10 protein-coding genes are annotated in these 12,548 nt (G+C 74.1%); 5 read left to right on the forward strand and 5 right to left on the reverse strand.

Annotation, left to right across the window (positions count from 1 at the left end; all coding sequences use genetic code 11):
• Positions 1-13 precede the first annotated feature (13 nt).
• The gene (locus tag AB0F58_RS14090; protein ID WP_357142491.1) at positions 14-769 is read left to right on the forward strand and encodes a helix-turn-helix transcriptional regulator; all 756 of its coding nucleotides are present in this window, start codon (positions 14-16) and stop codon (positions 767-769) included.
• Here the strand turns inward: AB0F58_RS14090 and AB0F58_RS14095 are convergent.
• A complete protein-coding gene (locus AB0F58_RS14095) occupies positions 730-1,143 on the reverse strand; it encodes a VOC family protein (RefSeq protein WP_357142492.1) in 414 nt (137 codons plus the stop codon). The two genes, AB0F58_RS14090 and AB0F58_RS14095, sit on opposite strands and share 40 nt — an antisense overlap.
• A 206-nt stretch (positions 1,144-1,349) precedes the next feature.
• Between AB0F58_RS14095 and AB0F58_RS14100 the strand changes: the two genes are divergently transcribed.
• The 4 genes from AB0F58_RS14100 to AB0F58_RS14115 all read left to right on the forward strand — a co-directional run bounded on the left by AB0F58_RS14100 (position 1,350) and on the right by AB0F58_RS14115 (position 6,773).
• Entirely contained in the window at positions 1,350-1,499 is a 150-nt protein-coding gene (locus tag AB0F58_RS14100; protein ID WP_357142493.1) for a hypothetical protein, read from the forward strand.
• A gap of 5 nt (positions 1,500-1,504) precedes the next feature.
• Positions 1,505-2,920 (forward strand): methyltransferase, encoded by a 1,416-nt coding sequence (locus AB0F58_RS14105; RefSeq protein ID WP_357142494.1) that lies wholly within the window; start codon positions 1,505-1,507, stop codon positions 2,918-2,920.
• Positions 2,921-2,927: 7 nt separating this feature from the next.
• The gene (locus AB0F58_RS14110; RefSeq protein ID WP_357142725.1) at positions 2,928-4,961 is read left to right on the forward strand and encodes a sulfatase-like hydrolase/transferase; all 2,034 of its coding nucleotides are present in this window, start codon (positions 2,928-2,930) and stop codon (positions 4,959-4,961) included.
• Positions 4,962-5,489: 528 nt separating this feature from the next.
• On the forward strand, positions 5,490-6,773 hold the full coding sequence (locus AB0F58_RS14115; protein WP_357142495.1) for a citrate synthase: 1,284 nt from the start codon (positions 5,490-5,492) through the stop codon (positions 6,771-6,773).
• Positions 6,774-6,846: 73 nt separating this feature from the next.
• Here AB0F58_RS14115 and AB0F58_RS14120 read toward each other — a convergent pair whose 3' ends face one another.
• The 4 genes from AB0F58_RS14120 to AB0F58_RS14135 form a co-directional block, all read right to left on the reverse strand.
• On the reverse strand, positions 6,847-7,530 hold the full coding sequence (locus AB0F58_RS14120) for a fasciclin domain-containing protein (RefSeq protein ID WP_357142496.1): 684 nt from the start codon (positions 7,528-7,530) through the stop codon (positions 6,847-6,849).
• Positions 7,531-7,626: 96 nt separating this feature from the next.
• Positions 7,627-9,753 carry a M14 family zinc carboxypeptidase gene (locus AB0F58_RS14125; RefSeq protein WP_357142497.1) on the reverse strand — a complete coding sequence of 709 codons (2,127 nt, stop codon included), beginning with the start codon at positions 9,751-9,753 and terminating at the stop codon, positions 7,627-7,629.
• 131 nt (positions 9,754-9,884) lie between these two features.
• Entirely contained in the window at positions 9,885-10,550 is a 666-nt protein-coding gene (locus AB0F58_RS14130; RefSeq protein WP_357142498.1) for a response regulator transcription factor, read from the reverse strand.
• 314 nt (positions 10,551-10,864) lie between these two features.
• Positions 10,865-12,265, reverse strand: a complete 1,401-nt coding sequence (locus AB0F58_RS14135; RefSeq protein ID WP_357142499.1) for a glycosyltransferase family 4 protein — start codon at positions 12,263-12,265, stop codon at positions 10,865-10,867.
• Between the last annotated feature and the right edge of the window lie 283 nt (positions 12,266-12,548).

The following is a 12,548-nucleotide window of genomic DNA, read 5'->3' on the forward strand; positions in this document are numbered from 1 at the left end:
GCAGGCTGGCGGGATGTACCGGGAACGTCCCGCGCGCCTCGCCGGGGCGGTGCTGTGGACCAGCACCGCCCCGGCGGACGCCGACCCGACCCGGGTCCTGCCCGACGGCTGCCTCGACCTGCTCTGGTCCAGTCGGGCCGGGTTGCTGGTGGCCGGGCCGGACCGGCGGGCGCAGCTCTCCGCCGGTGGGTCGGGGGAGCGGTGGGTCGGCCTGCGGCTGCCGCCCGGCGCCGGGCCGGCGGTGTTCGGCCTCCCCGCCGACGCGCTGCGGGACCGTCGGGTGCCGCTGGCCGACCTCTGGGGGGACCGGGCGGTGGCCGAGCTGGCCGAGCGGGCGGCGCGGGCACCGGGGGAGGCGCTGGAATCGGTCGCGCTGGCGCGGCTGCGCCGGGTCGGGGGCGTGGATCCGCTCGGCGTCCGGGTCGCCGCCCGGCTGCGCGCCGGTGCCACCGTCGCCGCGACCGCCGCCGAGGAGGGGCTCGATCCGCGCGTCCTGCACCGCCGGTGCCGGGCCCTGTTCGGGTACGGCCCGAAGACCCTCGCCCGCATCCTGCGGATGCAGCGGGCGCTGGCCCTGGCCCGAGCCGGTACGCCGCTGGCCGAGGTGGCCGTCCGCAGCGGGTACGCCGACCAGGCGCACCTGACCCGCGACGTGCGGGACCTGGCCGGGGTGCCGCCGACCGCCCTCCTGTCCCCCGTCCGGTCGGCCGGCGGCGTCGTGTCGCCCGGTCAGTCCGCCGGCGGTGCCGGGTCCGGCAGCGGGGCGTAGAGATCCACGCCGTTGCCCTCCGGGTCGTGCAGGACGGCGTACCGCTGCCCCCAGAAGGCGTCCCACGGCGCGAGGTGTCCGGTGAAGCCGGCCCCGGTCAGCTCCGCGTAGTGACGGTCGACCTCGGCCGGATCGGCGCAGCGGAACGCCAGGCTCATCCGGGGACCGCCGCTGCCCGGCTGCCACTGCGGGTCGAAGGAGTGGACCGTCTCCACCGTGTCCCAGGCCAGCCGGATCCCACCGGGCAGGGTGACCTCCACGTGCGGCTCGGTCTCCGCGCCGGGCGGCACGTCGACGCCGAGACGACGGTAGAAGTCCAGGGTGCGGGGCAGGTCCGTGGTCGCCATCCCGACCAGGTCGATGCGTGGTGTCATGGCGCCGACGGTACGGCCGGCGCGGCCCGGAGGTCTTGAACGGATCGGACACCACCGGCAGGGGTGCCGGCTGCCCGGTGTGGCCCCGTACGGGCGGATCGCGGCGTACGGTGGACGTGCAGACAAGTCCGGCTTTAAGGGGACAAATCCCCGGCGATGCATGCCGTCCGGACGCACTCCACGACGGCGAGGGAAGGGAGCGGTCGGTGATGCACCTGGCCTACCTGGACGCGGGATCCGGCAGCCTGATCGTGCAGGCGGTGGTGGGCGGAGTGGCCGGGGCGGCCGTGGCCGCCAAGCTCTACTGGCGCCGGCTGACCGACCGGTTCCGGCGGCAGCGCGCCGACCGGCGCTGACCGGCATGACGATCCCCGACACCGGGCTCCGGGCCGAGCCGGCCTCGTTCCGTGACCCGGCCAACCGGGTCTTCCACCTCGACGGCGACGTCCTGCGCGGTCTCGACGAGCAGGCCGCCCGCGACTACCGGGCGCTGGCCGGCACGGACTTCTTCCGCGCCCTGCTCGCCGCCGGCAAGGTCTGCGGCACCGAGCCGATCGCACCGGTCCCCGGTACACCCTGGACGGCCGTGCTGCGGCACGAGCGGATCCCGTTCGTCGCCCACCCCTACGAGTGGACGTTCGGCATGCTGCGCGACGCCGCGCTGCTGCACCTGGAGATCCTGCGCAGCGCCCTCGCGCACGGGTTCACCCTGAAGGACGGGTCGGCCTACAACGTGCAGTGGCGGGGTGCCGCGCCGGTCTTCATCGACGTGGGGTCGTTCGAGCCGGCCCGCGAGGGCGAGCCCTGGGCGGGCTACCGGCAGTTCTGCCAGACGTTGCTGTATCCGCTGCTGCTCCAGGCCCACCTCGGCGTGGACTTCCAGCCCTGGCTACGCGCCCGCGTCGACGGCATCGAGGCCGACCAGCTCCGACCGCTGTTCCGGGGGGTCCGCCGCCTGCTGCCCGGCGTGCCGACCCACGTGCACCTGCACGGGGCGATGCAGCGGCGGCACGCCTCCGCCACCACCACCGACGTCCGCGACCAGCTGCGGGCCGCCGGGTACTCGCGGGACCTGGCGCTGGCCACGGTGGGCGGCATCGAGCGGCTGGTCGACCGGCTGGACCGCCCGCCGTCGGACAGCCACTGGGCCGACTACCAGCGCACCTGCGGCTACTCGGCGGAGGACCGGGCCGGCAAGGAACGCTTCGTCGAGGCCGCGTTGGCGGCCGGGCCGCGTCCCCGGCTCGTGCTCGACCTGGGGACCAACGACGGCCGGTACGCCCGGATCGCCGCGCGGTACGCCGACGCGGTGATCGCCGTCGAACAGGACCCGGCGGTGGCCGACCGGCTCTACCGCCGGCTGCGCGCCGAGCGGGAACGGCGGATCCTGCCGCTGGTGATGGACCTCGCCGACCCGTCCCCGGGTGGTGGCTGGCGCGGGGTGGAACGGGCCTCCTTCGCGGCCCGGAGCGCCGCCGACGCGGTGCTCGCCCTGGCGGTCGTGCACCACCTGGCCATCGGGCGCAACGTGCCCCTGCCGGAGGTGGTCGACGCCCTGGTCGGGCTGGCCCGTCCGGGCGGACGGATCGTGGTGGAGTTCGTGCACCCCCGCGACCCGATGGCGCGACAACTGCTGGCGAACAAGCCGGTGGGCATCTTCCCGGACTACCGGTGCGAGGTCTTCGAGCGGCTGCTCGCCGCGCGGTGCCGGATCAGCCGCCGTCTCGACCTGCCGTCGGGAACCCGGACCCTGTACCTGGGGACCGTGGGTGGCTGAGCGGACGATCACACGCCCGGTCACCGGGACCGCCCCGACCGCCGCGCCCGCGCCGCCGGCCTGGCGCGCCGAGCTGGCCCTGCTGCTGGAGGTGGCCGCCCTGGTCGGCCTGACCGTCACCCAACCGCTGCTGGACGTGCTCGGCCGCAGCCCCGACTTCTTCCTGTTCCACCGGGCGACGGCCGGGCAGGTCGTGGCGTTGCTCGCCCTGGTCGCCCTGGTGCCCACCGGGACGCTGGCCGGGCTCGGCGCGCTGACCCGGCTGGCCGGCGGCCGGGTCCGGCTGGCGGCGCACCGGGTGCTCGTCGCGCTCCTGCTCGCCGCCCTCGCCGTCCAGGTAGGGCGGGAGGTGACCCCGCTGCGGGGCGTGCCGCTGCTGCTGCTGGCCGGCGTGGTGGGTGCGGCCGGGACGGCGGCGCACCGGCGCTGGCGCACGCCCGGCCGGGTGCTCCGGGTCGCGGCGGCCGGACCGCCGCTCTTCGTCGCCCTGTTCGTCCTCGTCTCGCCCGCCTCGGCGGTGGTGCTGCCGCGCGACGACGGCGCGGGGGCGGGGGCGGCGACCGGCCCCGGCGGTCACCCACCGGTCGTCCTGCTCGTCCTCGACGAACTGCCCCTGGTCTCGCTGCTCGGCCCGGACGGCCGGATCGACGCGGCAAGGTTCCCGCACTTCGCCGAACTGGCCGCCGGGTCGACCTGGTACCGCAACGCCACCGGGGTCAGCGGCTGGACCCCCTACGCCCTGCCGGCGATGCTGACCGGCCGCTACCCGGCCCGACCGGACGCCCCGCACTACTCCCGGTACCCGGAGAACCTCTTCACCGCCTTCGGCGGCCTCTACGACGTCCGCGCGCAGGAGAGCATCACCCGGCTCTGCCCACCGAGCCGCTGTGACCAGCCGAGCAGCCCGGAGCAGGGGCTCGGGGTGCTGGTCCGGTCCAGCGCCGACCTGCTGCGCCAGCTCGTCGCACCGGTGGAGAGCCGGATCGACCCGGAGGCGAGCTACCGGGAGCCCACCGCCGCCGAGGCGGGACTCGACGCGGCCGAGCCGCCCCCGACCGACCCGAAGTTCCGGTGGGACAGCCTGGACGACCACCAGCCGGCCCGGTTCACCCGCTTCCTGGCCGACCTGCGCCCCGCCGCGCGGCCCACGCTGCACTTCCTGCACCTGCTCATGCCGCACAGCCCGTGGACGTACCTGCCCTCCGGGGCACGGTACGAGTCCCCGGACGACCTGCCGGACGACGGCCCCGGCTGGGCCGACCTGGGCCGGCAGCGGCACCTGGCCCAGCTCGGCTACACCGACCGGCTGATCGGCGAGACGCTGCGGACCCTGCGCGCCACCGGCCTCTACGACCGGGCGCTGCTGGTGGTCACCGCCGACCACGGCGTCAGCTTCACCACCGGCTCGCAGGGCCGGGGGATGGGCGCGATCCGCGCCGCCCCGGACGAGGTGGCCTGGGTGCCGACGTTCGTGAAGGAACCCGGCCAGCGGACCGGCCGGGTCGACGACCGGAACTGGGAGCATGTCGACCTGCTGCCGACCGTGGCCGAGGCGGCCCGGATCGAGGTGCCGTGGCGGGTCGACGGGCGCTCCGCGCGGCAGGCTCCCCGGCAACGGGCCGAGAAGCTCTTCTACGACCGACCGGGGCAGCCGGTGACCCTTTCCGGCGGCGTGCCCGCCCCGCCGGTCCCACCCGCGCCCCACCCGCTGCTGGGGACCACCGTCGGCGACCCGCCGACCGACGGTACGGTCCGGGTGGCCAACCTCGACGCGTTCCGCGCCGTCGACCCGGCCGCCGGCCGGTTGCCGGCGCTGGTCTGGGGGACGGTGCCCGACCGGGTGCCCGACGGCACGCTGCTGGCGGTCGCGGTCAACGGCCGGGTCGGGGCGGTCGTGCCCGTGGTCCCACCCGACGCGGGGGGACGGCGGTTCGCCGCGCTGCTCACCGACGACGCCCTCTTCCGGGCCGGACCGAACCGGCTTCACGTCCACCGGGTCGCCCCGGACGGTTCGCTGCGCCGGCTCACCCCGGTCGCCTGAGCGCCGACCGCCGACCGCCACCCGGCCGAGGCCGCCACCCGTCCTGGCCCCGCCGTCGCCCCGCCACCGGCCCGCTGCCGGGGCCGCGGTCGACCCGCCGCCGGCCCGTCGGAAGCTCCTCCGGCGGCCCGCCGCGACCCGGCGGTCGACGGCCGTCCATCGAGTGATTTCGCCCACGTACCGCCGGGTGCGCCGACCGCGCGGGTCGTCGCCCGCCACAGGTCACCGACGGTGTTTCCCGTACCGCGCCAGCGGCTGATTACCGTCGATGTCGGGATGGTTTCGGGCGATTTCCGCTCATCATCCGTCGTCACTGCCGGAATCCGTCCGATCGCCGGCGGTCGTCTGCTTCGTCCCAGCACGACGGGGTTTCCACCTGCGCTGGTAGGGAATCGCGTGACGCATCCCTCACCGCTCAGCCACGACGGGCGGTGTCACAGGGAACGCGTTTACGGTAAAAGCGAAGACACCTTCGTCAAAAAGCGGAGGCACCTTCAACGTAGATTCTGCCGGCGAAGCGAGGGACAGATGACGGAAGTCAAGCTCGATCACCCCGGTGGGCAGCTTTCGATGCCGGTGCAGTCCGCGGTCGAAGGCCCCGCCGGAATCCGGGCCAGCAAGCTGCTGAAGGAGACCGGACTGGTCACCTACGATCCCGGGTTCGTCAACACCGCCGCCTGCTCCTCGGCGATCACCTACATCGACGGTGACGCGGGCATCCTGCGGTACCGGGGCTACCCCATCGAGCAACTGGCCGAGAAGTCCTCCTTCCTGGAGGTCTCCTACCTGCTCATCTACGGTGAGCTGCCGACCGAAACCCAGCTGAACGACTTCAGCCAGCGGATCCGCCGGCACTCGATGCTGCACGAGGAGATGCGGCGCTTCTTCGACGGGTTCCCGCGCGACGCGCACCCGATGGCGGTGCTCTCCTCGGCGGTCAGCGCGATCTCCACCTTCTACCAGGACAGCCTGGACCCGTTCGACGGCGAGCACGTCGAGATGTCCACCGTCCGGCTGATGGCCAAGGTGCCCACCATCGCCTCGTACGCGTACAAGAAGTCCATCGGACAGGCGATGCTCTACCCGGACAACTCGCTCGGGTACGTGGAGAACTTCCTCCGGATGACCTTCGGGGTGCCGGCCGAGCCGTACGACGTCGACCCGGTGATGGCGCGCGTGCTGGACATGCTCTTCGTCCTGCACGCCGACCACGAGCAGAACTGCTCGACGTCCACCGTCCGCCTGGTCGGCTCCAGCAACGCCAACCTGTTCGCCTCGGTCTCGGCCGGGGTGAACGCGCTCTTCGGCCCGCTGCACGGCGGCGCCAACCAGGCGGTGCTGGAGATGCTCCAGCACATCCAGGCCGACGGCGGCGACGTGCAGTCCTTCGTCCGCAAGGTCAAGGACAAGGCCGACGGCGTCAAGCTGATGGGCTTCGGCCACCGGGTCTACAAGAACTACGACCCGCGCGCCGCCATCGTGAAGAAGGCCGCCCAGGACGTGCTCGGCCGGATGGCCAAGCCGGACCCGCTGCTCGACCTCGCGATGCAGCTCGAGGAGATCGCCCTCGCCGACGACTTCTTCGTCTCCCGCAAGCTCTACCCGAACGTGGACTTCTACACCGGCCTGATCTACAAGGCCATGGGCTTCCCGACCAAGATGTTCACCGTGCTCTTCGCGCTCGGCCGGCTGCCCGGCTGGATCGCCCAGTGGCGCGAGATGATCGGCGACCCGGAGACCAAGATCGGCCGTCCGCGGCAGCTCTACACCGGTGCCACCGAGCGGGACTACGTGCCGTTCGCGCAGCGCTGACCCGACGACCCGACGACGGCCGCCGACCCACGGGTCGGCGGCCGTCGGCGTGCCGGGCGCGGGGCGTACCCGCTCAGTGCGCCGGGTGGTCGTCGCCGTTCGCGGTGGTGGGCAGGCTGCCCAGCACGTGGTCGATGACGTGGATCCGGGACCCGGCGGCCCGGTAGTCGGCGCAGACCAGGTCGGCCTCGTCGTCGACCCGCGCGCCCTGCCCCTGCCCGGTGACGGTCAGCCGGATGCCGGCGAGCGTGGTCACCGTGCCGGCGGCCACCAGCCCGGAGACCGGCAGCGCGCCGGTGACCACGTGCTCGCGCAGCAGCCCGCGCAGCGTCGCGGTGTCCTTCAGGAGCAGTTCGTCGAGGTTGGTCCGGGAGAACTTCGCCGCGAACGCGTCGTCGGTCGGGGCGAGGATGGTCACCCCCGGGGTCCCGGTCAGCTCGGCGGCCATGCCGCTGGCGCGGACCGCCGCCTCGAAGGTGGTGAGCACGGGAATCCACTGGAGGGCCCGGTCGGCCGGCTGACCGGCCAGTGAGGTCGGGTTGCCCGGTTCGGTGCCCGAGGGCAGCACGTCGCACAGCGGCCCGGTCACGGTGACCGCGGCCGGCGGGTCGGCCTGCGTCGTACCGGAACCGCCGTCGCCCCCGCCGGTGCACCCGGCGACCGCGACCAGCAGGGCGAGGACCCCGGCGAGCGGGGTGGCGCGCCGCCGGGCGCGGCGGGGTGCCGGCGTCGCGGCCCGGGGAAGGGTGTCGGTCACGGGATTCTCCACTCCACTGGCGTCCAGGGGGCGCCGGCAGGCCGGTCGGGGGACCGGCCTGCCGGTACGACGGTCGTCGGTACGAGGGTCAGCGGTTCACAGCCGTGCGCACTGGCTGGACCTGGGACCGCTGACCGAGTTGCCGACCTCCAGGTTGACCGGCGCGGTGGCGTTGCCGGTGCAGCCCAGCGGGCCGGAGACGGTGTTGCCGGCCAGCAGCGGGGCGGCACCCGCGCTGTTGACCACGGTGACCGGGCCGCTGATCCGGTTGCCGACCAGGACCACCGGTCCCCGGGTGCCGGAGACGTTGACCGGCCCGTGCACCGTGCTGCCGGTCAGCACGAACCCGGCCGCGCCGCTGACGTCGACCGGCCCGGAGATCGCGCCGCCGTTGAGGATCAGGGTGGCGCCCGGCTGGACCCGGATCGGGCCCCGGACGGTGGCGCCCGCGAGGCAGGCCACGCCGGTGACGGTCAGCGGGCCGTTGTGGGTGCCGGTCAGTGTGGGCGCGATCCGCTCGCCGTCGACCAGGCCCTCGACGGCCTGCCCGTCGAGGAGCAGCGGCACCAGACCCCGCTCCGGCTGCGACAGCGGGACGAGGTACCCGCCGGCGACCTTGATCACCTTCCAGCCGTGGGCGGCGAGCCGCTGGGCCACCGTGGTCTGCCGGCCGGCCGGGCCGTCGCTGCGCGCGCCGTGGTACTGCTCCTCGGTGAGCCGGTACGCGCACGGCGGCTGCTCCAGGATCCGCTCCGGGGTGGGGGCGTCCAGCGGCGGCGGGGCCTCACCCGGGTGCGGTGCCGGGTACGCCTCGATCGGGCGCGAGCCCCGGAACACGATCCGTCCGGTGTTGGCGGACTGGAAGGTGATCCCCTCCGCGCGGGCCCTGGCGATGCCGGGGAGGTTCGCCACGTGGTACGTCAGGAACTGGTGGAACGTCCACAGCGCGGAGTACGTCTTGCGCCGGCGGTTGTTGGCGGTGTTGCCCTCGTCCGGCCGGGTCGGGCCACCGGAGCTGCGCAGCTCCAGCAGGGAGTTGACCACGTTCTTCAGGCCGAGGGTGTTGCGCAGGATGGTCTCCTCGCTCAGGCCCACGCCCGCGCCGGTACACCCGTACGGGCAGGCCCACCAGCCGTCCCGGGCCCCCTCGGTGTACATGTGCCCCTCGATCATGTCCTGCGAGGTGTCGAAGATGCCCTGCGCCACGTTCTGGTGCCGGGGCGGCAGCATCGGCAGGTCACCGGTGTTGCTGTTGCCGTACTCGTGGCCGTCGTAGCTGGCGATCGGCCGGTAGTCGCGGACCATCTCCACGAAGGCGTGGGTCTCCGGCTGGCGGATCAGGGAGTAGTCCCGGTTCAGGTCCTGCCCGGTGGAGTTGCCCCGGCTGTTGGCCGCCCGGCCGTCACCGTTGATCGTCGGCACGATCAGCATGGTGGTCTTCGACAGCCGGTCGAGCGTGCCCGCGTCGTCGGTGAACGCCAGCTGCCGGGCCATGATGAGGCAGGCCTCCCGGTCACCCGGCTCGTTGCCGTGCACGTTGCAGTTGACCAGCAGCGGCCTCGTCGCGGCCACCGCCTCCGGCGTCGCCGGTGGGGTGGGGTAGCCGATGACGAACATGTTGATCGGTCGGTTCTGGATGGTGCGGCCGATCTCCACCACCCGTACCCGGTCGCTCAGCCCGTCGACCGCCGCGGTGTAGGCGTACTCGTCGACGTCGCTGGTGTACTGCGCGCCCAGCGTGGTCTCCCACTGGGTGCGCAGGCTCTGACCCGGGGTGTCCGGGTCGCCCCAGTGCGCCCTGGTGGTGCCGGCGACCGGCACCGAGTACGGCTGCGCGGTGGTGCCGAGACGGGCGCGGACCCGCCACTGGAACCGACCGCCGGGGGCGAAGCCGGCATCGGCGAAGGTGGGGGAGGAGTTGTTGATCTGACGGTTCGGCCGCCAGACACCGCTGATCACCGACGGCCCGCTGGCCGTGTCGTCGTCGGCGACCGGGGTCCGCTCGATCTGGTAGTCGGTGGCCCCGTCGACCGGGGTCCAGGCCAGGGTGGCGTACCCGTCGCCCTGGACCACCGTCAGGTCGCGGACCTGGTTCGGCTCCACCTGCGGCGCTGCCGCGGCGAGCGCCGGGCGACCGTGCGCCTGGGCGGGCAGCGCCGTCGCGACGAGGGTGACGGCGAGGAGGGTGGAGAAGACACCGGCCGTGGTCCGTCTGTATCTCAAGGGGATCTCCAAACAGGAGGGAGGGCTGGGGTACCGACAGCACACCCGCAATCGGCCGCCCATGGGGCCGCTAGCTGGGATTCTTGAGGATGAACTGAGATTGCCGCACCAGAGCCCGTCACGGTCGGTGATCAACCGGCCCGGAGTCGGTAGCCGACCCCGCGCACCGTCTCCACCAGACCGGCGTCGTCCAACTTGCCGCGCAGCGCCGCGACGTGGACGTCGAGACTGTGCCGGGTGGCCCAGGTGGTGTGCCAGACCTCCATCTGCAACCGGTCCCGGGACACCACCGTGCCGGCCTGCCGGGCCAGCACCACCAGCAGGTCGAACTCCTTGCGGGCCAGGCCGATCTCCCGGCCGGCCAGCCAGACCCGCCGGGCGTCGAGGTCGACGCGCAGGTCGCCGACCTGGAGGGCGGTGGCGGCGCGGGCGGTCCCGGCGGCGCGGGTGGTGCGGCGCATCACCGCCTCGATGCGCGCCTGCAACTCGACCATCGAGAAGGGTTTCACCACGTAGTCGTCGGCGCCGGCCCGCAACCCGGCCACCCGGTCGTGCTCCTCGCCGCGGGCGGTCACCGCGATGATGGCGACCTCCTCGCTGACCCGGCGGATCCGCCGGCACACCTCCAGGCCGTCCTGGTCGGGCAGGTTCATGTCGAGCAGGACGAGGTCGACCGGCTCGGCCCGCACCGCCTCCGCGGCCGTCAGCGCCTGGACCACCTCGTGCCCCCGCCGCCGCAGCGCTGCGGTGAGGCCCGCCGCGACCCGCAGGTCGTCTTCCACCAGCAGCACCCGCACCCGAAACCCCCTCGGACCTAGTCCCGGTCGGATGCTGCGAGTCTGTCCGATGCATACCGGCGTCGACCAGTGCGGATGCAAGATCGTAAGGGCAGATCAGGAGGTCCGGACGGGACCGGCCGCGCGACGATCGGCCCATCGTCGCGCGGCCGGCCCGCATCGGACGGTCGCCGGGCCCCCTGCCCGGCACGGTGGTGGTCGCCGGACCCCCTGCCCGGCACGGTGGTGGTCGCCGGGCCCCCTGCCCGGCACGGTGGTGGTCGCCGGGCCCCCTGCCCGGCGGAACGCGGTGACCGGGGTCCCCGGCCACCACCTCAGCGCAGGCCGGCGGCGGCGAGCAGGTTGCCGCCGGAGAACACCGGCGCGGCCGGCCGGCCGATCGTCATGCGCAGGGCGGCCTGCCCGGTGGTGAAGGACGACGAGCCGGCGATGGCGGTGGCGTAGCTGTCCACGGTGCGCTGGGCGATCGCCGACCAGCCGTACTGCTCGTGCACCATGGCGCGGGCCCGGCGGGCGAGCACCCGGGCGCGCTCGGTGTCCGACAGCAGCGCGTCGACCGCCTCGCTGAGCCCCTCCGGGTCCTGCGGGCGGAAGGTCATGCCGGTCACCCCGGGCTCGACGATCTCGGCGAGCCCCCCGGTCGCGGCGACCGCCAGCGGCGCGCCGGCCGCCGCCCCCTCCAGCGCCACCATGCCGAACGGCTCGTAGATGCTCGGCACCGCGAAGCAGTCCGAGGCGGCCATCACCGCGGGCAGGTCGGTGCCACCGAGGAAGCCCGGCAGGCTGACCGTGCCGCCCAGCCCGAGCCGGTGCACCTCGGCCTCCAGCTCGCCCCGGTACGGGCCGTCACCGACGATCACGGCGCGCAGCCCGGGGTGCCGGTCCCGCAGCCGGGGCAGGCCGGCGAGGAGGTGCTGTACGCCCTTCTCGTAGACCAGCCGGCCGGCGAAGGTGACCAGCGGGCCGTCCCCGGCGAACCGCCGGCGGGCGGCGGCGACCGCGGCGACCGGGGCCCGCCAGCGGTGCGGCTCGACCCCGTTGGGCACCACGTCGACCCGCTCGGCGGGGACGCCGAACAGCCCGGTGACCTCGTCGCGCATGTACCCGGAGCAGACGATCACCCGACCGGACTCGTTGCTCAGCCAGTGCTCGACCCCGTGGATGGTGCGGTTCATCTCCTCCGGCAGCCAGCCCTGGTGCCGGCCGGCCTCGGTGGCGTGGATCGTGCTCACCAGCGGCACGTCCAGGTGCTCGCGCAGGGTCATCGCGGTGTGCGCGACCAGCCAGTCGTGGGCGTGCACCACGTCGTACCCGCCGGACTCGGCGGCCCGCAGCGCGGCCCGGGTGAGGGTGTGGTTGAAGGCCATCGTCCAGGCCAGCAGCGAATCCGTGGCCAGCGGGAAGGTCACCGGGTCCTCGGCGGCGCGGACGATCCGCACGCCGTCGGCGTACTCCTCCAGCGGCGCGCCCTCGGCGTGCCGGGTGACCACGGTGACCTCGTGCCCGGCGGCGACCAGGGCCACCGAGAGGGCGTGCACGTGCCGGCCGAGCCCGCCGACGAGCACCGGAGGGTACTCCCAGGACAGCATCAGGACGCGGCGCGGACGGGATGTCGACCCGGCGGGCTGCGGGATCTGGGGGCGGGAGGTGAGGGTGGGCCGGCAGGGCCGGTCCGAGGGGCTCGCGAGGTGCTCGCCGACCCGCGGGGTCGTCACAGTTGGTCTCCGTCCAGGCAGGAAGGCACACGCCGACGGCGGTGTCGAAAAGAAGGGATGCTGGTGGGCCGAACGGCCGGGTGCGGGCGCGCGGGTCACGCGCGCCCGCACCAAGGAAAAGGCATCAGGGGGAAACGCGCATCCCGAGCGGGGTGGAAGGTGACCAGCGACACTTTCAGGTTTAAGCCGCCCGAGCGGGTGTATTTCAGGACACGGGTCCACCGGAGGGATTGGCGTGGGGTGCCGCGGGGCAATACCGGCCTGCGCGTCGGCGGGCTCCGCC

It is taken from the genome of Micromonospora sp. NPDC023956 (assembly GCF_040639195.1).
Taxonomy (GTDB): domain Bacteria; phylum Actinomycetota; class Actinomycetes; order Mycobacteriales; family Micromonosporaceae; genus Micromonospora.